General features: G+C 65.2%; 27 protein-coding genes. 24 read left to right on the plus strand and 3 right to left on the minus strand.

Features of this window, described 5'->3' with window-relative positions; all coding sequences use genetic code 11:
* Window positions 1-63: 63 nt before the first annotated feature.
* From mgtE to lipA, 4 genes are all read left to right on the plus strand, one after another.
* Window positions 64-1,506 carry a magnesium transporter gene (mgtE, locus tag B9N93_RS19885; protein WP_085215948.1) on the plus strand — a complete coding sequence of 481 codons (1,443 nt, stop codon included), beginning with the start codon at window positions 64-66 and terminating at the stop codon, window positions 1,504-1,506.
* A complete protein-coding gene (gene lipB / locus B9N93_RS19890; RefSeq protein ID WP_085215949.1) occupies window positions 1,503-2,132 on the plus strand; it encodes a lipoyl(octanoyl) transferase LipB in 630 nt (209 codons plus the stop codon). Before mgtE ends, lipB begins: the two co-directional genes overlap by 4 nt.
* A 736-nt stretch (window positions 2,133-2,868) precedes the next feature.
* Complete coding sequence (locus B9N93_RS19895) at window positions 2,869-3,714, plus strand: hypothetical protein (RefSeq protein WP_125469079.1); 846 nt, start codon at window positions 2,869-2,871, stop codon at window positions 3,712-3,714.
* A 226-nt stretch (window positions 3,715-3,940) separates the two neighbouring features.
* Window positions 3,941-4,912, plus strand: coding sequence for a lipoyl synthase (gene lipA / locus B9N93_RS19900; protein WP_085215951.1), 972 nt, complete (start codon window positions 3,941-3,943; stop codon window positions 4,910-4,912).
* Between the two features lie 10 nt (window positions 4,913-4,922).
* Here the strand turns inward: lipA and B9N93_RS19905 are convergent, their stop codons facing one another.
* The gene (locus B9N93_RS19905; RefSeq protein WP_085215952.1) at window positions 4,923-5,531 is read right to left on the minus strand and encodes a Uma2 family endonuclease; all 609 of its coding nucleotides are present in this window, start codon (window positions 5,529-5,531) and stop codon (window positions 4,923-4,925) included.
* A 54-nt stretch (window positions 5,532-5,585) separates the two neighbouring features.
* Window positions 5,586-6,863, minus strand: a complete 1,278-nt coding sequence (locus B9N93_RS19910; RefSeq protein WP_085215953.1) for a formylmethanofuran dehydrogenase subunit B — start codon at window positions 6,861-6,863, stop codon at window positions 5,586-5,588.
* Window positions 6,864-7,115: 252 nt separating this feature from the next.
* On the opposite strand from B9N93_RS19910, the gene B9N93_RS19915 reads away from it, so the two are divergent.
* The 6 genes from B9N93_RS19915 to fae all read left to right on the plus strand — a co-directional run bounded on the left by B9N93_RS19915 (window position 7,116) and on the right by fae (window position 12,844).
* Entirely contained in the window at window positions 7,116-8,108 is a 993-nt protein-coding gene (locus tag B9N93_RS19915; protein ID WP_176225344.1) for a beta-ribofuranosylaminobenzene 5'-phosphate synthase family protein, read from the plus strand.
* A 9-nt stretch (window positions 8,109-8,117) separates the two neighbouring features.
* The gene (locus tag B9N93_RS19920) at window positions 8,118-9,251 is read left to right on the plus strand and encodes an ATP-grasp domain-containing protein (protein WP_085215954.1); all 1,134 of its coding nucleotides are present in this window, start codon (window positions 8,118-8,120) and stop codon (window positions 9,249-9,251) included.
* A gap of 143 nt (window positions 9,252-9,394) precedes the next feature.
* Window positions 9,395-10,390, plus strand: a complete 996-nt coding sequence (gene mch / locus B9N93_RS19925) for a methenyltetrahydromethanopterin cyclohydrolase (RefSeq protein ID WP_085215955.1) — start codon at window positions 9,395-9,397, stop codon at window positions 10,388-10,390.
* Window positions 10,390-11,304, plus strand: coding sequence for an ATP-grasp domain-containing protein (locus B9N93_RS19930; protein ID WP_085216351.1), 915 nt, complete (start codon window positions 10,390-10,392; stop codon window positions 11,302-11,304). Before mch ends, B9N93_RS19930 begins: the two co-directional genes overlap by 1 nt.
* A complete protein-coding gene (locus B9N93_RS19935) occupies window positions 11,301-12,158 on the plus strand; it encodes a triphosphoribosyl-dephospho-CoA synthase (protein WP_085215956.1) in 858 nt (285 codons plus the stop codon). Before B9N93_RS19930 ends, B9N93_RS19935 begins: the two co-directional genes overlap by 4 nt.
* Before the next feature lie 164 nt (window positions 12,159-12,322).
* On the plus strand, window positions 12,323-12,844 hold the full coding sequence (gene fae, locus B9N93_RS19940) for a formaldehyde-activating enzyme (RefSeq protein ID WP_085215957.1): 522 nt from the start codon (window positions 12,323-12,325) through the stop codon (window positions 12,842-12,844).
* 66 nt (window positions 12,845-12,910) lie between these two features.
* Here the strand turns inward: fae and B9N93_RS19945 are convergent, their stop codons facing one another.
* Entirely contained in the window at window positions 12,911-13,597 is a 687-nt protein-coding gene (locus B9N93_RS19945) for a HisA/HisF-related TIM barrel protein (RefSeq protein ID WP_085215958.1), read from the minus strand.
* 12 nt (window positions 13,598-13,609) lie between these two features.
* On the opposite strand from B9N93_RS19945, the gene B9N93_RS19950 reads away from it, so the two are divergent.
* The 14 genes from B9N93_RS19950 (at window position 13,610) to ampD (ending at window position 25,460) form a co-directional block, all read left to right on the plus strand.
* Window positions 13,610-14,620 (plus strand): ATP-grasp domain-containing protein, encoded by a 1,011-nt coding sequence (locus B9N93_RS19950; protein WP_085215959.1) that lies wholly within the window; start codon window positions 13,610-13,612, stop codon window positions 14,618-14,620.
* Window positions 14,610-15,674, plus strand: a complete 1,065-nt coding sequence (locus tag B9N93_RS19955; protein WP_085215960.1) for a hydantoinase/oxoprolinase family protein — start codon at window positions 14,610-14,612, stop codon at window positions 15,672-15,674. Before B9N93_RS19950 ends, B9N93_RS19955 begins: the two co-directional genes overlap by 11 nt.
* On the plus strand, window positions 15,658-17,064 hold the full coding sequence (gene pabB / locus B9N93_RS19960; protein ID WP_085215961.1) for an aminodeoxychorismate synthase component I: 1,407 nt from the start codon (window positions 15,658-15,660) through the stop codon (window positions 17,062-17,064). Before B9N93_RS19955 ends, pabB begins: the two co-directional genes overlap by 17 nt.
* Complete coding sequence (locus B9N93_RS19965; protein ID WP_125469081.1) at window positions 17,042-17,722, plus strand: amino acid kinase family protein; 681 nt, start codon at window positions 17,042-17,044, stop codon at window positions 17,720-17,722. Before pabB ends, B9N93_RS19965 begins: the two co-directional genes overlap by 23 nt.
* Window positions 17,685-17,918, plus strand: coding sequence for a MoaD/ThiS family protein (locus tag B9N93_RS19970; protein WP_085215962.1), 234 nt, complete (start codon window positions 17,685-17,687; stop codon window positions 17,916-17,918). The genes B9N93_RS19965 and B9N93_RS19970 overlap by 38 nt, the downstream gene beginning before the upstream one ends.
* Before the next feature lies 1 nt (window position 17,919).
* Entirely contained in the window at window positions 17,920-18,357 is a 438-nt protein-coding gene (locus tag B9N93_RS19975) for a molybdenum cofactor biosynthesis protein MoaE (protein ID WP_085215963.1), read from the plus strand.
* Window positions 18,358-18,400: 43 nt separating this feature from the next.
* On the plus strand, window positions 18,401-18,610 hold the full coding sequence (locus tag B9N93_RS19980; RefSeq protein ID WP_085215964.1) for a dodecin: 210 nt from the start codon (window positions 18,401-18,403) through the stop codon (window positions 18,608-18,610).
* 3 nt (window positions 18,611-18,613) lie between these two features.
* Window positions 18,614-19,144, plus strand: coding sequence for a disulfide bond formation protein B (locus B9N93_RS19985; RefSeq protein WP_085215965.1), 531 nt, complete (start codon window positions 18,614-18,616; stop codon window positions 19,142-19,144).
* Window positions 19,145-19,302: 158 nt separating this feature from the next.
* The gene (gene phoB / locus B9N93_RS19990) at window positions 19,303-19,995 is read left to right on the plus strand and encodes a phosphate regulon transcriptional regulator PhoB (protein WP_085215966.1); all 693 of its coding nucleotides are present in this window, start codon (window positions 19,303-19,305) and stop codon (window positions 19,993-19,995) included.
* A gap of 10 nt (window positions 19,996-20,005) precedes the next feature.
* Complete coding sequence (gene phoR, locus B9N93_RS19995) at window positions 20,006-21,316, plus strand: phosphate regulon sensor histidine kinase PhoR (protein ID WP_085215967.1); 1,311 nt, start codon at window positions 20,006-20,008, stop codon at window positions 21,314-21,316.
* 173 nt (window positions 21,317-21,489) lie between these two features.
* The gene (locus tag B9N93_RS20000; protein WP_085216352.1) at window positions 21,490-22,635 is read left to right on the plus strand and encodes an OmpA family protein; all 1,146 of its coding nucleotides are present in this window, start codon (window positions 21,490-21,492) and stop codon (window positions 22,633-22,635) included.
* A 196-nt stretch (window positions 22,636-22,831) separates the two neighbouring features.
* Window positions 22,832-24,007 carry a substrate-binding domain-containing protein gene (locus tag B9N93_RS20005; RefSeq protein ID WP_217807324.1) on the plus strand — a complete coding sequence of 392 codons (1,176 nt, stop codon included), beginning with the start codon at window positions 22,832-22,834 and terminating at the stop codon, window positions 24,005-24,007.
* 60 nt (window positions 24,008-24,067) lie between these two features.
* Window positions 24,068-24,907, plus strand: coding sequence for a carboxylating nicotinate-nucleotide diphosphorylase (nadC, locus tag B9N93_RS20010; protein ID WP_085215968.1), 840 nt, complete (start codon window positions 24,068-24,070; stop codon window positions 24,905-24,907).
* Between the two features lie 13 nt (window positions 24,908-24,920).
* Window positions 24,921-25,460 (plus strand): 1,6-anhydro-N-acetylmuramyl-L-alanine amidase AmpD, encoded by a 540-nt coding sequence (ampD, locus tag B9N93_RS20015; RefSeq protein ID WP_085215969.1) that lies wholly within the window; start codon window positions 24,921-24,923, stop codon window positions 25,458-25,460.
* Window positions 25,461-25,481: the final 21 nt, after the last annotated feature.

The raw sequence follows: 25,481 nt of genomic DNA on the forward strand, positions 1-25,481 counted from the left end.
GCGACGCCCCCGCCGGGCCAGCGGCCCTTCCCCCTCACGGCAACCCGATGGCTGGATTTCCCCATGGCCGACCCGACCACGACGCCCCCCGACGAACACCTGCGCCATCTGCTCGGCGAGATCAGCGAACTCCTGGGCAAGCAAAAACTGGAAGAAGCCATCCTGCACCAGCAGGCCATGCCCCATCACGACCTGGTGGAAACCCTGCTGCACAAACAGCACCAAGTCGCCCTCAAGCACAAGCTGGACGGGCTGCATTCGGCGGATATCGCCTACATCCTCGAAGCCCTGCCGCTGCAAGACCGGCTGGTGGTGTGGAACCTGGTCGGCTCGGACCAGGACGGGCAAATCCTGCTCGATGTTTCCGACGCCGTGCGCGAAACCTTGATCTCGGACATGGACGCCAAGGAACTGCTGTCCGCCACCGAGCAACTCGACACCGACGAAATCGCCGACCTCGCCCCGGACCTGCCGGAAGAGGTGATGCAGGAACTCCTGGAATCGCTCAACGACCAGGGCCGCCAACGCCTGCAATCGCTGCTCTCGCACGAGGAGGATACGGTCGCGGCGCTGATGGATTTCGGCATGGTGACCATCCGCGAGGATGTCACCCTGGGCGTGGTGCTGCGCTATCTGCGCCGCCGCGGCGAATTGCCCGAGCATACCGACAAGCTGTTCGTGGTCGATGAAAACAATGTGCTGAAGGGCGTGCTATCGCTCAAGCGCCTAGTGACCCACAACCCGGACAAGCCGGTGGCCGAGGTCATGGCCAAGGACGTGGTCTATTTCCACCTCGACGACGCCGCCGACCAAGCCGCCCGCGCCTTCGAGCGCTACGACCTGTTATCCGCGCCGGTGGTGGACCGGGACCACCAATTGCAAGGCCGGATCGGCGTGGACGCCATCGTCGATTACATCCGCCAAGCCTCGGACGAGGAACGGTTGGCCGAGGCCGGGCTGATGGAGGAGGAGGACATCTTCTCCGGAGTGTGGAAAAGCGCCCGCAACCGCTGGTTCTGGCTGGCGATCAACCTGGTCACGGCCTTCCTCAGCACCCGCGTGATCGGCATGTTCGAGGACACCATCGTGCGGGTGGTGGCGCTGGCCTCCCTCATGCCCATCGTGGCCGGCATCGGCGGCAACACCGGCAACCAGACCAGCATGCTGATCGTGCGCTCTCTGGCCCTGGGACTCATCAATCCCGGCAATGTCTGGCGGCTGACCCTCAAGGAACTCGGCATCGGCCTGCTCAACGGCACGGTGTGGGGTTCGGTGCTGGGTTTGCTGGCCTATGGGCTATACCACGATATGCACCTGGGCATCGTGATGGCGGGGGCGACGTTGTTGAACCTTTTGGTCGCCGCCATCATGGGACTGGCCGTGCCCTTGGGCCGCCACCGCCTGGGACTCGACCCGGCGGTCGGCACCAGCGTCCTGTTGACGGCGATGACCGATGGCATGGGCTTCTTCATCTTCCTGGGGCTGGCGACGGTGTTCCTGCCATGAGCGGAGGCTTGCTCATCCGTCCGCTGGGACTCAAGGATTACGAAGACACTTGGCGGGCCATGCGCCAATTCACCGAAACCCGCGGCGCGGACACGCCGGACGAGCTTTGGCTGCTGGAACATCCGCCGGTCTATACGCTGGGGATGAACGGCGACCCGGCCCACCTGCTCCGCGCCAGCCCGATTCCCGTGGTCAAGACCGACCGCGGCGGACAAATCACCTACCACGGCCCCGGCCAGTTGGTCGCCTATCTGCTGGCCGACCTCAAGCGCAACCACCTGGGCGTGCGCTCCCTGGTCAGTCTGTTGGAAAACGCCGCCATCGGCCTGTTGGCGCAATACGGCCTCAAAGCTGTGGCCCGGCCCGACGCGCCCGGCGTCTATGTCGAGGGCAGGAAAATCGCCTCGGTGGGGCTGCGGGTGCGGCGGGGATGCAGCTACCACGGCTTGAGCCTGAACGTGGACCTGGACCCCGCCCCGTTCTCGGCCATCAATCCTTGCGGCCATGCGGGGCTAGAAGTCACCAGCTTGGCGGCGCTGGGCATCGGGGCGCGGGTGGTCGATGTGATGGCCCCGTTGGCGGGGAGGATCATGGACGGCTTGGCCGTCTCGCAACAGCAGCGATAGGGTTTTGCCGAACCTTCTTGGCTGTCCTTTTTTATCGACAACCCCACCCCAAAGCGCCAATTCAAGCGCGATTAGTGTATTTTTCCGGCTATCCCAGGCTACCCGGAGAAATCCACGCATGAACACCCCACCGTCCCTCAACACTCCGCCGTCCCGCCGCTGGGTCTGGCATTGCACCGATGCCTCCATCGCCGCCGGGCACATCTCGGTCTTGGCCGTCCTCGAAACCTTGGCCGCCGTGGGTTTGTATTGGTGGCTGTCGTTCCGGTTCGAGTGGCCTTGGTTTTCGATGGTCGGATTGCTGGCCGCGCCTATGTTGCTGTTGCGCTCGGAGGAGTCGGTGGCGTTGGGGGTGGAGATGTTGCGGCGGTGGCATGAGCGCGAGGAAAGCGATTTGGGCCGCTGGGAAATCGCAGTGGTAGCGATCATTAGCGGACTGGCTACCTGGGCGCTCGCTGACTACCTCGCCCAAGCTTGGTTGCCGGGCCATGTTGGATGGGCTTTGTTCTGGCGGGCGGTCGTGATCGGTGCGGTTGCGGTTGCGTTTGCGTTTGCGGGTGCGGGTGCGGGTGCGGGTGCGGGTGCGGGTGCGTTTGAGGTTGCGTTTGTGTTTGCATTTGCGGGTGGGGTTGCGGGTGGGGTTGCGGGTGCGGGTATGGGTGTGGGTATGGGTGCGGTTGCGGTTGTGGGTATGTCAGAAACTTTTTTTACTCTCATATTCTTCCCAGCCGTTGCCTTGGGTGCCTTAATTCGCGCCTTGTTCATCCGCTGGTTTGCCAGCCTACGCTACCTTTTTCGCGGCCTTAAACGCTTGCCGCGCAATTGGCGCGAAAGTTTGCTGGTCATCGACCTCACCCATTCCCCCGAACTGTTGCCGCAGGCAGGAAAAGTGAGTGACGAATTCACCGTCATTGGCCTCTGGCACCGCTTGCCTAAAGAGAAGCCCAGCGATAAAGCCTTCTACTCGATTCTGATCGTCGCTTGGTACCTCCCCGCCCTAAGTTACCGCTGGAGCCTGAAAGCCAGCGCTTGGCTCTGGTGGCCCTTGGCCCTGGCTTTAACGCCGCCCTTCGAGGGCTTGGACGGCCACGCCCAACGCGAGCGCGTGGCGATAGTGAGCCGTGGCGCTTGGTCCAAACTGCTGCTGCTCGGCCTGACAATGTTGGTGCCCTGGCTGCTGTTGTCCTGGTATCCCGGTATCAAGGATTGGTTAGAACCCGTGTGGCCTGCTGCCGCCGAATCGGCGCAAAAGCTCTTGGTTTTATTTCCGCCACCGCCTGCGGGCCTGCGTTATGGGCTAATCTGGCTGGCGGTGGCGTTGGGCGGGCTGCTGGCGTGGCACAGCCACAATCTGCTGGCGGCCTATGACAAGGTACTGGGTTCGCCCAGGGGCTACAGCGAACTCACCCCGGAAGAACAACAGCGCTTCAAATCCAGCGCCCGCCCGGTGGAACGGCTGCGCCTGTGGTTGATCGTCGTCCTGATCCTGCTCGGCCAAGCCGTCGCCTTGGCCTTCATCCACGACCGCAACCCGCCGTTAGCCGAACACTTGGTCCGGCCTTGGCTGCTGCAAGCGCTGTAGCCCGCCCGGCCCGGCTTGACGCCCTTTCGGCCTTTCCCCTACCCTGCCGACTCGCAGACCAAGCCAGGAACCGTCCGATGCTCGACCAAATCGAAATCATTGCTGCATAACGGCCGTGATTTCGATCCCTTCGCCCTGCGTCTGGGCCCGCATGTCATAGAAAGACCGTAGCCCATCCACCGCGACGGATGCGCTGTCCATCCTTAGCCAAACACCACACCCGACCATGACCACCCGAGACCCCTACCGCGCCCCCTCCCGCCTCGACCCCGACAACCACCAGCGCAACGCCGACAAGCTCAAGCGCATCCCCATCCAGGTCGTCCCGGCGGAAACCCCGCTCAGGAAACCCGAATGGATCCGGGTACGCCTCGGGAGCGGCGAGAACGTCCAGCACATCAAACGCACCCTGCGCGAACGCAACCTCCACAGCGTCTGCGAAGAAGCCGCCTGTCCCAACCTGTCGGAATGCTTCGGCCACGGCACCGCCACCTTCATGATCCTGGGCGATATCTGCACCCGGCGCTGCCCGTTCTGCGACGTGGCCCATGGCCGCCCGCAAGCCCCCGATCCCGCCGAACCCGCCCACCTCGCCGACACCATCGCCGAACTGGGCCTCAAATACGTGGTCGTCACCTCGGTGGACCGCGACGACCTCTTGGACGGCGGCGCCGCCCATTTCGCCGCTTGCATCCGCGCCATCCGCGAACGCTCGCCCACCACCCGGATCGAAATCCTGGTGCCCGATTTCCGGGGCCGGATCGAACCCGCGCTGGATATCCTCGCCCAAGAACCGCCGGACGTGTTCAACCACAACCTGGAAACCGTGCCGCGCCTTTACAAAGCCGCCCGGCCCGGTGCCGATTACCGGGGTTCCCTGGCCTTGCTGGCGCGGTTCAAGGCAAAACATCCGGGCGTGCCGACCAAATCCGGCCTGATGCTGGGCCTGGGCGAAACCTTGGAGGAAATCGAGGCGGTTTTAGGGGATTTGCGCGGCCACGGCTGCGATATGCTGACCCTGGGGCAATATCTGCAACCCAGCGCCGAACACCTGCCGGTGGCGCGGTACGCGACGCCAGAAGAGTTCGGGCGCTTGGGGGAACTGGCGCGGGGGATGGGATTCTCGGCGGTGGCGAGCGCCCCGCTGGTGCGCTCGTCCTACCACGCCGATCAACAGGCGGTGGGAATCTTGGGCTGAGGCCGGACGCTTATGGCGTGGGCGGGGAAGTTGCGGCCCGTTCCTCCAGGAATAAGCGCACATCCTCGTTAACCACCCGCGCATAGATTTCCTCGACCGCGAGCGTCAACCCAATGGACTGAAGCAGGATTTGGTCGCCCATGAAGTAATGCTTGGACACCCAGCCCTCGACCCGGCGGCAGACCTCGACATCGACAATATCCTGCTCGATGAGGACGTATTCCAGCAGGGAAGGTATCTCCAGGTAGGCGCGGCGCTTGGTGGTCTCGTCGGTTTTGCGGGTATGGCGGGACAGGACTTCGACGATCAAGACCGGGGATTGGGTGTAATACTCGTGCGGGTCCGGGTCGTGGCAAACCACCATCGCATCGGGGTAGAAGAATTGGGTACCGACCTTCACCTTGATATCGGAGGCGAAGGGTTCGCAGGGCTTGCCTTTTAAATGCGCCCTAATTTCCCCGAACACATTGCCCGCGATGCGCTCGTGGTTCTTGCTGGCCCCGGCCATGGCGTAGACCTGGCCGTCGATATACTCGTGCTTGATTTCGCTGAGCAGCTCGCCCTGGAGATAGTCCTCTTCGCTGATCCAGGACTGGTTGGGCTGGAAATAGGCGTTCATGGCGATACCTCGGGAATTAAGGCGGGGCCGGGAGGCAACCCGGCCCGGCACGGCCTAGCGGCTCAACCCTTGTTCGATGGCCTTCAACACCTCGGCGGCCCTAGGCAAATCGGATTGGCGGAGTTGGTAGAGCGGCATGGCGACCACGTTATCGCAGCGGTACATATGGCCCGAGAAATCGATGCCGGGTACACCGACGGGAATAAATACCTCCGGCTCCTGCTCGAACCGCATCCCGGAGCGACCGATCACCACGGTGGGCACGGCGCTCACCGGCGGCGGCGTCAGCCCTAGGCTGGACACCCACACCAAGGCGTCGGCCTCGCCCCCGGCCAGCAAACGCGCCGCGCTATTGTGGTAGGGATCGTATTCGGGATAGCCCCGCGCATAGCTGACCCGCGTCGGATAGCCGCTGATCCAGGCCGCGACCTGGCTGGCGGTGCGGTCGCCGTCCTGGCCGCCCAAGGGCAGGGCGGCGCAGCGGGTGTGGCGGTTGAGGGCGATCACCGCCTTGCACAATTGCTGCACAGCCAGTTCGGCGTGGGGGAAATCCAGTTGGCCCGCCGCCCAGGTGACGACGCCATAACTCGCTTCCCGCAACCGGGCGATCACGCCGCGCAGGGTGTCCACGGGCACGCCACCCGCTGTTTCCGCCTTCACTTCCACGCCTTGGGCCAGGGCCGACAACACCGCCGCCACCTGCGGCAATTGGGCGCGTTCGCAGGGAATCACCTGGGGAACCCGGCCATCCGGGGCGGTTGCCGCCGCGCCGCTGGGCGTGGCACCGATATAGATGATTTCGCGCTTCGAGGTGTCCGCGCCGAACAGGGTTTCCTCCGTCCAGATGAAGCGCTCGAAGAAACGCGGGAAATGGGCCTCGATATCGGTGCCGAACGACACCAATACGTCCACCCGGTTCTTGAGTTCGCCCAAGGTGGTCGCCATCCAGCCCGAATCGGCCAGCACCAGCAGATTACGCAAACCGCCCTCGGCCCGTTGTTGGTCGAACACGCCGCCGCTGCGCTCGATCAAGGACAGGGCGGCACGGGTCTCGTTGACATCGGTGCCGAAGCCGCTGAATACCGGCAAGTGCGCCGCGCCCAGGATCGCGGCGGCGCGGGCCACGGCTTGTTCCAGGCTGGCGGGTTCGCCGCCGACGCGCGGAGTGGTATCGACGATGGGCGACTCGAAACCCGCCAAGGTGACGGCGTCGCCGTGTTCCAGCACCTTGAGGCGCTGGCCGCTGACTTCGATCTTGAGATCGTCCGAAGCGATACCGCAAAAGGGGCTGGGAACGTTTTCGAAGATTTGGGACGGGGAATTTTCGGCCATGCCCTTGCTCGCTCTGATGGGGGTTGTTCGGTATGGCGAACCCGGTGGTTTATGGCGTATCCGGGAGCCTTGGAAGCGCCACAGGATAGGGATTCCAGGGCGGGTTTTCAACCAAAGTCCCGCTCCGGGAAACAGGCCGGGCACGGGCGGCGCATCGACAAACCGGATGCCATGCCATAGCATTCCCGCCCTGATTCCGCGCCCGTAACCACCGGCCCCAAGGCCACCCGATAGACACGCCTGCCGATGACCATGGATTTCCCCACCGCCCCCAACCACCGCGTCCGCGTGATGGCCCCCGCCCGTTTGCACATGGGTTTCCTCGATATCGGCGGCTCACTGGGGCGGCGTTTCGGCAGCATCGGCGTCGGCATCAACGAGATCGCCACCCGCCTGAGCCTGGAACCCGCCCCGCAGTCGACCGCCACCGGTCCAGGCGCGGAACGGGCCGTCGCCGCCGCCCAGAAATTCGCCCACGCCACGGGACGACCCTGCCCCGCCACCATCCACATCGAGCAAGCCATCCCCGGCCATGCCGGCCTGGGTTCGGGCACGCAATTGGCCCTGGCCGTGGGCATGGGCTTGAGCCAATTGTACGGCCTGGGCTTGGGCGTCCGCGATATCGCTGCCTTGATCGAGCGCGGTGCCCGCTCCGGCATTGGCATCGCGGTGTTCGAGCAGGGCGGCTTGGTGGTCGATGGCGGCCGGGGTGAACACACGAGCATCCCGCCGGTCCTGGCCCGGATGGACATGCCCGCCGACTGGCGCTTCCTCCTGATTCTGGACGACCGCGCCCAAGGCTTGCACGGCGTGGCGGAAATCGAAGCCTTCCGGGCGCTGCCGCCCTTCCCCGCCGAGGAAGCCGCCCGGCTGTGCCATTGGCTGCTGATGAAGGGCTTGCCCGCCCTGGCCGAGCGCGATATCGCGGGTTTCGGCGCGGTGGTGGCCGAATTACAGCGGGCGGTCGGCGATTATTTCGCGCCCGCCCAAGGCGGACGCTTCACCAGCCCGGAAGTGAGCGCGGCGCTGGATTTCCTGGCGGCGCGGGGCGCGGTGGGCATCGGCCAAAGCTCGTGGGGACCGACCGGCTTTTGCTTGGTGGAAAACGCCGCGCGGGCGGAGGCGCTCTTGGCCGAGGTCCAGGCCCGCTTCGCCCACCATGGCGAACTGCGTTTCCTGCTGGGTACCGCCCGCAGTCACGGCGCGGACATCAGCGTGGAACCCCTGGATTCCACCGCCCGCTAATCCGATCCCGTGTCCGCCGTCCCGCCCGATTTGCCCGAGCGCCTGCTGATCGCGGCTTGTGGCGGGCGGATGCTGACCGGGTCCGCCGCCCGCGCCGGCATCCGCCCGGTGGTCCTCGACCTCTACGCCGACCAGGATACCCGCGCCCAGGCCCAAGCCACCGCCGCCATCCCGCCCGGACCCACCGGGCTAGACCCCGCCGCCTTGCTGGATGCCGCCGCCCGGCTCGCGCCCCCGGAATCCGGCTACGCCTTGGTCTATGGCAGCGGGCTGGACCTCGCCCCGGACTTGTTGGAACGCTTATCGTCAGGCCGCGAGGTCTACGGCAACGCCCCCGACACCTTGCGGTGGGCCAAATCGCCCCGGCGCTTTTTCGAGCTACTCCGCCGCCTCGACATTCCCCACCCCGAAACCCGCTTCGAGCCGCCCCCAGACCCACAGGGCTGGCTGGCCAAGCCCGGTTGCGGCGAGGGGGGCAAGGGTGTAGTCTTCTGCGCCCAAGCGCAAGGGGACGACCCGGATCGGTATTACCAGCGGTATGTGGTCGGCCCGCCGTTGTCCGCCCTGTTCCTGGCCGATGGCGCGAACGCCCGCATCGTCGGTTTCAACACCTTATGGACGGCTCGCCTTCCCGGCCAGCCGTTTTTATTTGTCGGGGCGATTAACCGGGCTGGGCTGGACCGGACACAGCGGGCGCAGGTCGCCGCAGTGATCGCCCGGCTGGTGCGGACCATGGGGCTGCGGGGCTTGAACAGCCTGGATTTCATGCGCGACGGGCCGGTGTGCCGGGTACTGGAAATCAACCCCAGGCCCAGCGCCACCCTGGGACTCTACGACGCGGATTTCCCGGAAGGGCTGTTGGCCCGCCATGTCCGGGCCTGCCGGGGCACATTGGGCGAACCCTGGCAGGCGGGCGATACCGTGCGGGCCAGCAAAGCGGTGTTCGCCCCCGGTCCCTGGACCGTGCCCCACGCCTTGGCCTGGCCCGAAGGGTGCGCCGACCGCCCCATGCCGGGCACCGCCATCCGCACCGGCGACCCCCTCTGCACGGTCGAGGCCCAAGGCTCCGACCCCGAACAAGTGGAAGCGATGATCCGGCAGCGCGAGGCCGGATTGATCCAATGGCTGGACCGCGCACGCTAGACCCCCGACCCCGATGCCACCGAACCAACCCCGGCGTCCACCGCCCGCCCCGTCCCCGATTCCCCAACACCGCCTCCCGGCAGCCCAAGCACCGGAAGCGGTTTATCGCCACCCGTCCATCCATGCATAGCCAGGAGAGAACCATGCAGACCAAGGTCAGCGTCAACGCGCTCGCATTGCCCATCGTCAAACACATGATCGCCAACGCCGGCAAGCTCAGGCTCAAAGTCGAGCGGCTCGGCAACGGCTGCACCATCATCGACGCCGGCATCGACGCCGTGGGCGGCTTGGAAGCCGGGCGCTTGATCGCGGAAGTCTGCATGGGTGGCCTCGGCACCGTGACCCTGACCCACAACCCGGCCTTCCCGCGCTGGCCGGTGAGCGTGAACGTGCATAGCTCCAACCCGGTCATGGCCTGCCTCGGCAGCCAATACGCCGGCTGGAGCCTATCCCACGGCGAAGGCAAGGGCGCGTTCTACGCCCTGGGTTCCGGCCCGGCCCGCGCCATGGCCACCAAGCTCAAGGACGGCGCGGAAAAGCCGGTCGAGGAATTGTTCGAGGAACTGGGCTACCGCGACGTGCATGGCGAAACCGCCATCGTCATGGAAGTGGACAAGGTGCCGCCGGTCGAGTTGATCCAGAAGATCGCCCGCGCCTGCAAGGTCGAAACCGACAGCGTGCATGTGATCCTGACCCCGACCTCCAGCCTGGCCGGGTCGATGCAAGTGGTCGGGCGGGTGCTGGAAGTGGCGCTGCACAAGGCCCATTCGCTGCATTTCCCCCTGGGCCATATCATCGACGGCAGCGCCTCCGCGCCGGTGCCACCGCCGCATCCCAACTTCGTGAAGGCGATGGGCCGCACCAACGACGCCATCCTGTTCGGCGGCACGGCCCACTTGTTCGTGAAGGGCGGCGACGAGGCCGCCGAAACCCTGGCCCACGAACTGCCGAGTTCCACCTCCCGCGACTATGGCAAGCCCTTCGCCGAGGTGTTCAAGGAATATAAGTACGATTTCTTCAAGGTCGATCCGATGTTGTTCAGCCCGGCCCAGGTGATTGTCACCGCCGTGGAATCGGGGCGCAGCTTCCATGCCGGGAAATTGGATGGGGAGTTGTTGGAGCGGTCGTTCGGAGAATGATGCGCCGCATCGCCATCGTCACCGACGACCCCGGCTGGCACGGCAAACGCCTACGCGCAGCACTGGCCGCACGGGGCTACGACGACCGCTACGTCTCCCTGACCGCGTGCAAGCTCGATCTTGAAACCGAGAATTTCCCGGTCAGCCTCCCCGGCTTCGCCGACCGATTACCGGACGGCGTGTTCGTGCGCGGCGTGCCGGGTGGCAGCCTGGAACAGGTGGTGTTCTACCTGGATATTCTGCACGCCCTCAGCTTGCTGGGCATCCCGGTCTACAACGAGGGCCGGGCGGTCGAACGCACCGTGGACAAGGCCATGACCAGCTTCCTGCTGCACCGGGCCGGCATCCCCACCCCGCCCGCCTGGGTGCTGGCCGACCCGGACACCGCCCGCCACATCGCCGAGCGCGAACTGAACGCGGGCCACGGCGTGGTCAGCAAACCCCTGTTCGGCTCGCAAGGCCAGGGCTTGCGCCGCTATCAAACCCTGGACGACCTCGCGGGATTCTCGCCCGACAACGGCCTCTTTTATCTACAGCGTTTCGTGCATTGCGGGGAGCAGCCGCACGACTTCCGGGTATTCGTGATCGGCGATAAGGCGGTGGCGGCCATGCGCCGTTGCGGCGTGACCTGGCTCAACAATGTCCACCAGGGCGCCCGTTGCGAGCCGGTGCGGCTCGACAACCGCCTGCTCTGCCGTCTGGCCGAGGACGCGGTGAAGGCGCTGGACATGGGCTACGCCGGGGTCGATATCATCCGCGACGAGCATGGCCGCTATAGCGTGCTGGAAGTCAACAGCATCCCGGCCTGGAAGGGCTTGCAAAGCGTCAGCGAGGTGTCCATCGCCGATCTGTTGGTCGAGGATTTCCTGCGCCGCCTGCCCGCCCGCGACACCGGGGCCGGAGCGTTACCATGAATACCGAGCGCCAAGCGGCTTTGCGGACCGCCTACCTCGAAGCCTGCGAAATGGAACTGCGGGCCTTCAAGCCGGGCAATGTCAGCGTCCATTCCGAAGGCCATGGCATGACGGTGGAGGATTTCCGGCGTAGCGCCGAAGCAAGCGCCCCTTTCCTGTGCGACGAGTCGCTGTCGCTGGGCGAACGGATTTATCGCGCTATCGAAGCCACCCACGCCGCCGTGGGCTGCAACACCAATCTCGGCATCGTGCTACTGGCCGCGCCCTTGATCCTGGCCTACGAGACGCGGCGGGACGGCGAAGCCTTGCGGACGGCCCTGGACCGGGTCCTGGCCGGGACCACCCGCGGCGATGCCGCCTGGGTCTACCGCGCCATCCGCGTCGCCCAACCCGGCGGCCTGGGCGCGGCCCCCGAACAGGACGTCCGCGCCGAACCCGGAGTCACGTTATTGGAAGCGATGCGTTTGGCCGAAGCCCGCGACCGTATCGCTTTTCAATACACCAATTCCTATGCCGATATTCTTGCAGACTCCATTCCACGCTATCATAGTTCGCTGTCCCAATGGGGCCATGAAGAATGGGCAGCGGTGGCTGTCTTCACCGGATTGCTGAGACGCCATCCCGATAGCCACATCGAGCGCAAATCCGGTACCCGCCATCACCGCCGGGTGGCCGGATGGATGGACCGCATCGAGCGGGCCTTGCTCGACTCCGACCAGCCGGAACAAGCCATGCGGCTACTGCGGGAAGCGGACGCCGAGTTCAAATCCCATGGAATCAACCCAGGCACCACCGCCGACCTCACGGTCGCGTGTTTATTGGCTGTGCGCTTGGAAATCCTGTTGATGAAATGAAGGATACGGTGGAAAACCCCAGGGTATCCCGGTCGGAGACCTGAGAGGTAGGATTCGGCGCGGTGTTTCGACAAAACCGCTGCCGATGCTTCCGCTTGGGGGGAGGCATAATAATGTCGCTACTTAAGAAATTTTTTCCTTTATTTACCAAAGAGGAGATTGCAATGGCAAAGATCGATAAATTGTTGGTGGGCGAGTCCTTGGTGTTCACCGGCGACTCCGTTCCGAACGAAGTGGCCCACATCGACCTGATCATGGGTCCGCGTGGCAGCGCCGCCGAAACCGCCTTCGCGAACTGCCTGACCAACAATAAGGATGGTTTCACCAGCCTCCTGGCCGTGGTCGCACCCAACCTGCTCTGCAAGCCGGCCACCGTCATGTTCAACAAGGTCACCATCAAGAACGGCAAGCAAGCCACTCAGATGTTCGGACCGGCCCAGCGCGGCGTGGCCATGGCCGTGGCCGATTGCGTCGAGGACGGCACCATCCCCGCCGACGAAGCCGATGACCTGTTCATCTGCGTGGGTGTGTTCATCCACTGGCTGGCCGAAGACGACACCAAGATCCAAGACTACAACTACGAAGCCACCAAGCAAGCCATCAAGCGCGCCGTGGCCGGCGAGCCGAAGGCCGCCGACGTGGTGAAGCAGAAGGGCGAAGCCGCCCATCCGTTCGCCGCTCACTAAGCAGCGCCGATCCCGGACAAAACGTTGCCCCGCTCCGGGGCAACGTTTTTTTTCGCCCCGGATTCCTCAACCGAACCGCCCCAACACCGCCCCATCCACCGCGCCGGAATGCAAAGCGCTGGCCATCAACACCTGGGACACGCCCAGGACTTCGAGCGCCGCCAAATCCCTGGCGTCGCGCACCCCGCCCGCCGCCACGAAGCGGTGGCCCGGATGGTTCCGTATGAATTGCCCGAGCCGGGCGCGATCCGGTCCCGCGCCGCTGCCCACCCGCGCCAAGCTCATCAAGATCACCCGCTCCGGCCAAAGGTCGGGCCGGTCCGGCAAGGCCGACGGTCCCAGCAAGCCGCCGCCCTGGAAATCCAGCGACAAGATGAACGGCGTGGTCCTGGCATCGGGCAAGGCCGATATCTCCACGCCCAGCGACTCGCTACCGATCACCACCACGCCCCGTCCTTCCGGCCAAGCCCATCCGGGTTCCGGCAGCCCGGCGTCGATCCAAAAACACACGCCGGGAAACGCCCGCAGCAGCCCGGACACCACGGCGGTTTGCCGCGGTTTGCCCATCAGGGCATCGAGGTCGGCCAGATAGACGGTTTTGAAGGCATGCAGCCCCAACAAACCTTCCAGCACGGCGCGGGGTTCGGCGCTAGGGCACAAGGGACTTTGCAAGGGCCGATAGTTTTCGCGCCGACCCCGGACGGCGTGTACGGCGCGGCCATTCATCAGATCGATGACGGGAATGATTTCCATGGGAGATAAGCCTTGAGAATCCTGGTATTCGAGTATGTTACCGGCGGCGGCCTGGCCCCGGAAATCCCGCCCGCTTCGCTGGTGGTGGAAGGCGAATTCATGCTGATGGCTTTGCTGCGGGATTTATCCGGGCTGCCCGGCGTGGATATCCTGGCCCTGCGAGACGCCCGTTTGCCCCCGCCCTCCGGAAATTTCCCCCGGACCGAATGGATCGCGCTCGACACCGGCGGCGACGCCGAACGCCGTTTCGGCGAGCTCGCCGCCGGGTGCGATGCGGTTTGGCCCATCGCCCCGGAAACCGGCGGCATCCTGGAACGGCTGTGCCGGACCGTGGAAACCCTCGGCAAACCACTGTTGACCAGCCCGGCGGCGGCGGTGGGGATCGCGGCCAGCAAATTCGCCACCGCCCGCCACTTGGAAACCCATGGTATCCCGGTGGTGAAAACCCTGCCTCTCGACGCTTGGCCGGACCCGATGTTCCCGATGGTCGTCAAGCCCGACGACGGCGTCGGCTGTGAAGGCTCGCGCATCGTCGCAACACCGGAAGCTTGGCGACACTGCCTGGAGCGGTTCGCGGGCCAAGGCTACGTGGCACAGCCCTTGATCGCGGGCGAGGCGCTGAGCCTATCCGCCCTGTTCGCCCAAGGCGAAGCCATCGCTTTAAGCCTCAACCGCCAGCACATCATCCGCCGCGACGGCGGCTTCGTCCTCACCGGCTGCGGCGTCAACGCCGTGGACGCCGCCACCGCCACCGCTTGCGGAACGCTGGCCCCGGCCATCGCCGCCACACTCCCGGAACTTTGGGGCTACGCGGGCGTCGATTTCATCCTCACCCCGCAAGGGCCGCGAGTCCTGGAAATCAATCCGCGCCTGACCACCTCCTATACCGGCCTCGCCCGCGCCCTCGGCGTCAATCCCGCCGGTTTGATCCTGGACCTCTGGCGGCATGGCCGCTTGCCAGACCCGGCCCGCCTGGACCGCGTCCCAGTCGAAATCACCCTGGAACCCGAGCATGAGCATTGAACTGATAGGCTGGGACATCGGCGGCGCCCATTTGAAAGCCGCCGCCCTGGATGCGTCGGGCCACGTCCTGGCCGTGGCCTTGGAACCCTGCCCGCTGTGGCAAGGACTGGACCGGTTGCATACGGCGCTGGACCGGATATTCCAGCGCTTCGCCCCCGCGCCCGGTTGCCGCCACGCCGCCACCATGACCGGCGAATTGGTCGATCTCTTCCCCGACCGGGCGGCGGGCGTGGCCGCTTTAGTGGACGCCATGGCCGCACGCTGCGGCAGGGATAGGCTCTGGATTTATGCCGGACCCCGAGGTTTCATCGCGGCGGCGGCGGTCCGGCCCGGCGATGCGGGGCATATCGCCTCGGCCAATTGGCTGGCGAGCGGTGCCTGGGTGGCGACCCGGCTCGAAGCGGCCCTGTGGCTCGATATCGGCAGCACGACCACGGATATATTTCCAATCCATGGACACCGGGTTACCGTCCGGGGCTATACCGATTACGAACGAATGCGCTACGATGAACTCATATATACCGGAATCGCCCGGACCCCGGTCATGGCCGTGGCGGAGCGGGCGCCGTTCGAGGGCGAATGGGTCGGGCTCATGGCCGAGCATTTCGCCACCATGGCCGATGTCTACCGGCTGACCGGCGAATTGCCCGAGGACGCCGACCCGCTCCCGGCCGCCGATGGTGGCGGAAAAACCTGGACGGACAGCGCCCGCCGCCTCGCCCGGCTGTTCGGCAGGGACGCGGATTCGGCCCCGCCACAGCGCTGGCGCGATGCCGCCCGCTATTTCCGCGAACAGCAACTCGCCAAACTGCGCTCCGGGGTGGACCGATTAGGGTCGCGGGGCCTCCTCGACGATTCCGCGCCCGTGGTCGGGGCCGGCGTGGGCCGGTTCCTGGCCCAAGAACTCGCCCAACGATTGAAACTTGCCTATGTGGATTTCAGCGATTTGTTTGCCGTCCCGGCCCGTGTTCCCAGGATCGCGGATTGCGCCCCGGCGGTCGCCGTGGCCTTGTTGGCGGCGCGGGAGGTAGGGTCCGATGACCCCCAGGATTGAAGAGCTCCCGTATTTCGAAGATAGCGCCGCCCTGTTCCTGCCCTGGGCGGAACGGCGCTGGGCCGTGTTCCTGGACAGCGGCTTCCCGCACAGCCACCAAGGCCGCTACGACATTATCGCCGCCGACCCCATCCAAACCCTGGTCACGCGGGGAGCCTTGACTGAAATCCGCAGCGGCGGCTCCATCTCCCTCTCGCCGGAAGACCCGTTCTCGCTGGTGCGGCGCGCCTTGGGCGAACCTGCGGCGGCGATCCCCGGCCTGCCGTTCCAGGGTGGAGCCATCGGCTATTTCGGCTACGATCTGGCCCGGCGCTTGGAACGCCTGCCGGAAACGGCCCTCGACGCCGACAACATCCCCGAGATGGTCATCGGCATCTACGACTGGGCGGTGGTGGTCGATCACCAGGAACGCCGCACCTGGCTGGTCGGACAAGGCCGCGGTCCCGCGCTGGAACAACGCTGGCCGCACCTGGTGCAAGCCTTCAGCCAAATCCAGACCATCGGCTGGCAACTCGACGATTTCGCCCTGCATAGCGACGTGGTGTCGAACCTGGACCGCGCCCGCTATGGCCGGGCCTTCGACCGCATCCAACATTACATCCGCGAAGGCGATTGCTACCAGGTCAACCTGACCCAGCGCTTCTCGGCCTATTGCTCGGGCAATCCCTGGTCGGCCTACCAATTGCTGCGGCCCTACAATCCCGCCCCGTTCAGCGCCTATCTCAATTATCCGCAGGTCCAGGTGCTGAGTTCCTCGCCGGAACGCTTCCTCAAGGTCGAGCGCGGCCGGGTCGAAACCAAGCCGATCAAGGGCACCCGCCCCCGCTCGCCCCATCCCCGGATCGACGCCGCCCATGCCCAGGAACTGCGGGACAGCCTGAAGGACCGCGCCGAAAACCTGATGATCGTCGATCTCCTCCGCAACGATATCGGCAAATGCTGCGCACCGGGTTCGGTCCACGTCCCCAAGCTGTTCGAGATCGAGAGCTATGCCACCGTGCATCATCTGGTCAGCACGGTGCGCGGACACTTGGCGGAAGGGCAGGACGCCCTGGATTTGCTACGGGGCTGCTTCCCCGGCGGTTCCATCACCGGCGCACCCAAAATCCGCGCCATGGAAATCATCGAGGAACTGGAACCGCACCGGCGCGGCGTCTATTGCGGTTCCATCGGCTATATCGGCTTCGACGGCGACATGGACACCAATATCGCCATCCGCACCTTCGCCCATTCCGACCACACCATCCGCTTCTGGGCCGGCGGCGGCATCGTGGCCGATTCCGACCCGGAGTTGGAATACCAGGAGTGCTACCACAAAGCCGCCGCCCTGCTGAACCTGCTGGACCAATTCCGCCTCCAGAAAACCGGTGCCTACCCCTTGGGTTATTAAGCTGGGCGGCAGCCTCCACGCCTCGGAACACCTGCCGCGCTGGCTCCATGCCCTGGCCGATAGCGGCGCGGTCCTGGTGCCGGGCGGCGGGCCGTTCGCCGACGCGGTGCGGACGGCGCAGACCCATTGGGGTTTCAGCGACCACGCCGCCCACGCCATGGCGATCCTCGCCATGCGCCAATATGGCCTGATGCTTGGCGACCTTTCGCCCGGATTCGCGGTCTCTTCGGATATCGCCGGTTTGGCCGCAGCCCTGGCCGTTGGGCGCTCCGCCCTTTGGCTCCCCGATCCCGCCGCCATTCCCGAAGCGGAAGTCCCGGCCTCGTGGGCGATCACCTCGGATAGCCTCGCGGCCTGGCTGGCGCGGAAGCTCGGCGTGGAACACCTACTCTTGGTGAAATCGGCGGGGATTCCGACGGGCGAATTCGGTGTCCAAGCAGCGGCGGCGCGCGGCTGGATCGACGCCGCCTTCCCGGCGTTCCTGGCCGGGGGCGGATTGGGGGCTTGGCTGGCGCGGCCGGACCAACACACCCGCCTCGGCCTGGGTCTGCGCGAGCCGCGAACCGTCTTCACCCCTATCGTGCCGGACATCGGCCCCGTCACCCGCGAGAACACGTCTTATGTCGATCACAGTCCGTTATTTCGCCAGCCTGCGTGAAACCCTGGGCCGGGCCGAGGAAACCCTGGCCCCGGACGGCCTCCACAGCGTCATCGAAGTTTGGCAAGCCGTGGCTGCGGGCCGGCCACTGCCGCAAGGACTGCTCTGCGCCATCAACCTGGAATACGCCGATCCCGCCACCCCGGTGCGCGACGGCGACGAAGTGGCGTTCTTCCCGCCGGTCACGGGAGGCTGAAATGGCCATCGCCCTGCGTCCCGATCCCTTCGAGCCCTACGCCGAATTGCTGGAATACCAAGCCGGGCAGCCCAGGCTCTCCGGCCAGTACGGCGCGACCTGCGCCTTCGTCGGCACGATGCGCGATTTCAACGAGGGCGACACGGTACGCGCCATGACCCTCGAACATTATCCCGGCATGACCGAGAACCAGCTCGGACATATCCTGGACGAGGCCCGGCGGCGCTGGACCTTCCTCGACGCCCTGGTCATCCACCGGGTCGGCGATATCCTGCCCGGCCAGCCCATCGTGCTGGTGGCGGTCTGGTCCGCCCACCGCAACGCCGCCTTCGAGGCCTGCCGGTACCTCATGGAAGAACTCAAGCATCGCGCCCCGTTCTGGAAAAAAGAAACCCTCGCCCAAGGCGAACGCTGGGTGGAGCGCAACACGGAAGGCTGAGGCTATAATCCCCCGCAGCCTTCCACCACCAGGAATCCCAACCATGTCCAACCGCGTCTACAAGCTCGTCGAAATCGTCGGCACCTCGCCCACCAGCACCGACGACGCCATCCGCAACGCCATCGCCAAAGCCGCCCAAACCCTGGCCCACCTCGATTGGTTCCAGGTCGTGGAAACCCGCGGCCAGATCGTGGACGGCCAGGTCGCCCATTTCCAGGTCGTGTTGAAGGTCGGCTTCCGCCTGGACGATTGAACCATGAGCGCATCCCTAGAAACCGCCCTCAAATTCGCCCGCGGCCTGAACGCCCGCGCCTATTTCACGCTGGGTGCCCTGTATTGCCTGGGACTGATCCTGATGGCGCTGTACTTCCAATTCCAAGGCGGACTGGAACCCTGCCCCCTGTGCATCTCGCAGCGGATCATGGTGGTGGCGGTGGGCTTGGTCATGCTGGCGGCGGCCCTGCACAATCCAGGCCCGGCCGGTATCCGCCGCTATGCCTGGCTGGGTTGCGCCACCGCGCTGGGCGGGGCCGCCGTTTCCGCCCGCCACATCTGGATACAACACCTGCCCGCCGACAAGGTGCCGGCCTGCACCCCCGGCCTGGAATACATGTTCCATTACTTCCCGCTGACCGACACCCTCAAGGCCATGGTGACCGGCACCGGCGATTGCGCCAAGGTGGATTGGACCCTGCTGGGCCTGAGCATGCCGGCCTGGGTCTTGATCTGCTTCCTGTTCCTCGCGGCGCTCAGCCTCGCCCAACGCTGGAACCGCGCAGCCGGATAACCCAGAAGCGGCGTGGCGCAATCCGGGAACCTGTGCGGGAACCCGCGCCCCGGATTCCGTTCCACGCCATCCAAGCTACAGCTCGGCGCGGGCCTTAACAAAAGCTTCACAATCGGCACGTACAGTAAGCGGTTGATTGTACTAATAGGATTTCGAGGATGACCGCGTTGAACGTACTCGTAGTCGAAGATGAGGATGCTATCCGGGAAATGTTGGGCATGATCCTGGAGCAGGCCGAATTCACCTACCAAGCCGTGGCCGACACCCAACACGCCCAGGCCGTGTTGGGGGAAATCACGCCCGACCTGATCCTGTTGGACTGGATGCTGCCCGGCGTCAGCGGGGTCGAATGGGCGCGGCGCCTGAAGAAGGACAAGAGCCTGGGCGAAATCCCCATCATCATGCTCACCGCCCGCGGCGAGGAAGAGGACAAGATCCGCGGCCTGGAATTCGGGGCCGACGACTACATCACCAAGCCGTTCTCGCCGCGCGAACTGGTGGCCCGGATCAAGGCCGTCCTGCGCCGCAGCAGCAAGTTCGGCAAGTCCGGCCATATCGAACTGGGCGGCATCGCCCTCTACAACGACGAACACCGCGTCACCATCGCCGAGCAGTCGGTGGTGCTGAGCCCCACCGAATACCGCCTGCTGGAATTCTTCCTGACCCATCCCGACAAGGTCTACAGCCGGGGCCAGTTGTTGGACCAGGTCTGGGGCCGCGGCTCGTTCATCGAGGAGCGCACCGTCGATGTGCATATCCGCCGCCTGCGCAAAATCCTGTCCGAGCATGGCCGCGAGGAAATGATCCAGACCGTGCGCGGCTTCGGCTACCGTTTCTCCGAGCAACCCTGATCCCGCCCCGATGAGCCCTTGGCGTTCCGAACTCTCGTTCGTCCTCCTGTCGCTGCTGTTCGGTGCCTTTTTCGCCAAGCTGTTCAACCAAGCTTCCCTGGTCCTGTGGCTGTGCCTCGTATCCTATCTGGCGCGGCATTTGTTCTTCGTCAACCGCCTGCTGGCCTGGTTGCAGGGCGGGCGGGCCAGCCAGATGCCACAGGGCGACGGGGTGTGGGAAGAGATTTATTACCTCATCTTCCGTTTGCGCCGCCGCAACAAGCGCCGCAAGAAGCAACTGATCCAGATGTTGGAACGCTTCCGCACCGCGACTGCCGCCCTGCCGGATGCCACCGTGGTCCTGGGACCCCGGGACGAGATCGATTGGTTCAACGAAGCGGCCGGCCAGTTGCTGGGCCTGCGCCGGGGTGATATCGGCCAGCAAATCGGCAACTTGTTGCGCTATCCGAAATTCACCGATTACCTCAAGCGCAAGGATTACCACCAAGCTACCATCGGCATTCCCTCCCCGGCGGCGGAAAACGTGCAGTTGGAAATCCGGGTCGTGCCCTATGGCGACGACCTGCGGCTGCTGGTGGCGCAGGATGTCACCCAACTCCGGTTCATGGAACGGGTCCGCACCGACTTCATCGCCAACGTCTCCCACGAACTCCGCACCCCGCTCACGGTGCTGAAGGGCTATCTGGAAACCCTGAGCGACGCCGACGCCACCCCGCCCGCCTATCTCAAGGTGTTCCGCCGCATGGAGGAACAAACCACGCGGATGCAAAGCCTGATCGACGGCCTCCTGTCCCTGACCCGGCTGGAATCCGGGGCGCACGCGCTGGTGCCCAAACCGGTGGACGTGCCCGCCCTGCTCAAGCTGATCCGCGAAGAAGCCGGTCTCCTGTCCGACCGCGGCCCCGAGATCGAACTGCGGTTGGAAACCCAAGCCGGCCTGATGGGCGCGGAACCGGAATTGCGTAGCGCTTTCTCCAACCTCGTGGTCAACGCCGTGAAATACACCCCGCCCGAGGGCCGGGTGACCGTGCGTTGGCGCGATGAAGGCCAGGGGGCGCGGCTGGATGTCGAGGACACCGGACCCGGTATCGCCCAGGAACATCTGCCGCGCCTGACCGAGCGCTTCTACCGGGTGGACGTGGAGGGCGGCAAGAGCGGCTCCGGCCTGGGACTCGCCATCGCCAAGCACGTCATGGCCCGCCACGGGGCCGAACTCAAGATCGCCAGCACACCGGGCAAAGGCAGTTGCTTTAGCTGTTGCTTCGGCGAACAGCGGGTGATCCGCGCCCTCCCCCTCGCGGCCCAGGCCACGGCGGCCTGAGCCGCCCGCCCGTTCGCCATTTCCGGCCCACCCCCGGACCTAGCATTTATCCTTACGCGCCCGGCCAGAAAAAACCACGCGCCGCGGTTGCGCGGCCACAGTCCAGCCGCTAACATTCCCCTTGTTGCGGATTCCTCGAAAATTGTTGTTGTTTGGGCTACAAGGAGATGAACATGACGAAAAAGATTTTATTGGCCATGGGTCTCGCCAGCGCGATGACCGGCCTGTCCGCCCAGGCGGACGACGACTACGGCAGTACCAGCACCTTCATGGACGACCGTTTCTATATCGCGCCGTTCGGCAGCTACCTGCATACCGGCGGCGATACCAAGGGCTTCGACGGCTGGGGCGCGGGCGGCGCGGTCGGCAAGATCATCAACGAATACTTCAACGTCGAAGTACGCGGTTTCTGGCAGGGCTATGGGAATAGCATCGGCGGCGGCTCCAATCCGAACTATGCCGGCGGACAAACCGACCTGGCTGGCGGCACCATCGACCTCCAATACTATTTCATGCGCGACGCCTTCTCCCCCTATGCCGTATTGGCCTTGGGCGGCATGAACACCAGCGCCCGCACCGGCGACAATTCCCCATATCATGGGAAGGGCAAGCAGCAAAGTTCCTTCATCTTCGAACTGGGCGTGGGCGCGACCTACGAACTGACCGACAACTTCCTGCTGCGCGGCGATGTGCGCTACCGGGGCAACACCGCCAACGCCTTGAGTGGCATCAACCCGGTGAACGGCGATGCCATGTCCCAGAACACCGACCTATTGAGCGACATGGTCGTCAACCTGGGCTTCGTCATCCCCTTGGGCGAAAAGCCGGGCGCCGTGGCCGAAGCCCCCGCCGCCGCGCCGGTCGATGAATGCGCCAACCGCGACACCGACCACGATGGCGTCAACGATTGCGACGACAAATGCCCCGGCACCATGAAGGGCAGCAAGATCGACGACCAGGGCTGCCCCATCGTGATGGAACTGCGCGGCGTCAACTTCCAGTTCGATTCCGACGAACTGACCCCCGGTGCCAAACGCATCCTGGACGGTGCCGCCGACCAATTGGTCGCCTTCCCGGAAAAACGTGACATCGAAGTGGCCGGTTACGCCAGCGACGAAGGCCGTCCCGACAAGCGCCAGTACAACCTGAACCTGTCGCAGCGCCGTTCCGAGTCCGTGGTGCGCTACCTGAAGGCCAAGGGCGTTGCCAACAAGCTGTACGCCAAGGGCTACGGCGTGGAATACCCCATCGCCGACAACCGCACCGAAGCGGGCCGCGAGAAGAACCGCCGCGTCGAACTGCGCTGGATGGGCGACTAAGCCTCCGGTCCAGGGACGGACTCCGCGCCGTCCCCGCCCGTGCGAACCCGCCCCCGTGGCGGGTTCGCCGTTTCCGGGGAGACGCTTTGTTTTACGCGGTGGCCCGGAACATCGCGTACAATTCCGCCCTTCGCGCCGGACCCGGCGCAGCCCGCTTCCACCCCGGATATCCTGTTTCCACCCCAGAGATAGTCACATGCGAAAACATATCCTCGCCCGCGCGGCGCTTGTTTCCACCGCTTTGCTCAGCGCTTCGGCCTCGGCGGAATTCCAAAGGGGCTACATCTACACGGTGGGTTCGACCACCTTGTTCCCATTCGCCAAGACGGTCGGCGAACACTTCTCCAAGTCCCATAAGAAACAACTACCGCTGCTGCAATCCACCGGCACCGGCGGCGGTATCAAGCTGTTCTGCGAGGGTGCCCAGGGCGAAACCCCCGATATCGTCAACGCCTCCCGCGCCATGAAGCCTAAGGAGCGCGAGGAATGCCAGACCAACGGCGTCGGCGATATCCTCGAAGTCAAGATCGGCTACGATGGGTTGGTCATGGCCCAGGCCAAGAAAGCCCCGCCCATCGCCCTGACCCGCAAGGAAGCCCGCATGGCCCTGGCCAAATGGGTGGCCGGTCCCGATGGCAAGCCGGTCGCCAACCCCAACCATACCTGGAAGCAGATCAATCCCGCCTTGCCCGACAGCCCCATCGAGGTCTTGGGTCCGTCCGCCGCCTCCGGCACCTACGACGCCTTCGTGGACCTGATTTCCGATATGGAATGCAAAGGCGCGCCCTGGGTCGCGGCGGGCAAGACCGAACCCAGCCCGGATATGCTGCGCAAATGCCGCACCCTGCGCGACGACGGCGTCTATGTCGAAGGCCGCGAGCATGACGAAGACCAGCTTTCCCGCTTGAACCACGCGCCGGGCGCGGTCGCCATCATCGACTATAAAGCCTATATCGATAACATGGCCCATATCCGCGCCGTCCCCATCGACGGCCTGGAACCCACCCACGACAGCATCGCCTCGCGCAGCTATGCCGGTTCGCGCCCCCTGTACCTCTACGTCAAAGGCGCCCATCTCGGCCTGACCCCCGGCCTGAAAGAGTATGTCGGCGAATTCACCAGCGAGCATACCTGGGGCGAAAAAGGCTATCTCAAATCCCTAGGGCTGATCCCGCTGCCCGCCGAAGAGCGCACCACCTATGTGGATGCGGTGAAAGCCCAGGGCATCGCGCCGTCCCTGGCCTCCATCACGGACGCGCCCCCGGCCAAGTCCTGGGAGAGATCGGGCAAGTCCACCAAAACGGCGTCCAAAGACACGGCCAAGACCACGCCCCACGCCGCGGAACCCGTCGCCAAAAGCCATAAGCAATAAGCCCGACCGGCGCGGCGACGCGATCCCCGCCGCGCCTCTTCGCGAGGAGACCACCCGCCCATGCCGTACACCGCCTCCCCCGCCCCGGCGGACATCGCCCGTTTCCTGGCCGAGGATGTCGGCGGCGGCGACCTGACCGCCGCCATCATCCCGGCCCAGACCCAGGCCAGCGCCAGCGTGGTGACGCGGGAACCCCTGGTGCTATGTGGCCGGGACGGGTTCGCCGCCGTGTTCGCACACCTCGATTCCGGGGTGGTGGTCAACTGGCGGATCGAAGAAGGTGGCGAAGCGGTGGCGGGCACCGAACTTTGTACCCTACGCGGCCCGGCCCGCGCCCTGCTCACCGGCGAGCGTACCGCGCTCAACCTGCTGCAAACCCTGTCCGCCACCGCCACCCTGGCCCGCGGCTACGCCCAGGCCGTGGCGGGCACCCAAACCAAAGTCTTGGACACCCGTAAAACCCTGCCCGGCCTGCGGGAAGCCCAGAAATACGCGGTGCGGGTGGGGGGTTGCCACAATCACCGCATCGGCCTGTACGACGGCATCCTCATCAAGGAAAACCATATCCTGGCGGCGGGTTCCATCGCGCAGGCGGTCGCCGCCGCGAAAGCCCTGGACGCCGGGGTCATGATCGAAGTCGAGGTGGAAGACCTGGACGAACTGCGCCAAGCCCTGGACGCGGGCGCTCCGCGCATCCTGCTAGATAATTTCACCCTGGAGGCGATGCGGGCAGCGGTGGCGATGACCCAAGGCCGGGCCGAGTTGGAAGTCTCCGGTAACGTGACCCTCGAAGGACTCCGCGCCATCGCCGAAACCGGCGTCGATTATGTTTCGGTCGGTGCCTTGACCAAGAACGTCCACGCCGTCGATCTGTCCATGCGGATCGTACTGGGCGCCTAAAACCGCCGTCCCCATGGAAATCATCGATCATTGGCTGAGCGAGGCCCGGCGGCTGCCCAGCCCCAACCACGACGCCCGGCCCGATCCCGCCGATATCGCCTTGGTCGTTATCCATTGCATCAGCCTCCCGCCGGACGAGTTCGGCGGTCCCTGGATCGACCGGCTGTTCACCAACCAACTGGACCCCGCGGCCCATCCCTATTTCGCCGGGATCGCCCATCTCAGGGTCTCGGCCCATCTGTTGATCCGGCGCGATGGCGAAACCGTGCAATACGTGCCGTTCAACCTGAGGGCGTGGCACGCGGGAGTGTCGAGCTACCGGGGCCGGACGGTGTGCAACGATTTCTCCATCGGCATCGAACTGGAAGGCACCGACCACGGCCCCTATACCGAGGCCCAATACGCACGGCTGAACGCGGTGTTGGCCCTGCTGTACGATACTTATCCGACGCTCGCGCCGGAGCGGGTGGCGGGACACAGCGATATCGCCCCGGCCCGCAAGACCGATCCGGGCCGCCGCTTCGAGTGGTCACGGTTGCGGCCCACCGCCTGAATCCCGGCCCATATTCCCAGG

The organism is Methylomagnum ishizawai, from assembly GCF_900155475.1.
Taxonomy (GTDB): Bacteria; Pseudomonadota; Gammaproteobacteria; order Methylococcales; family Methylococcaceae; genus Methylomagnum; species Methylomagnum ishizawai_A.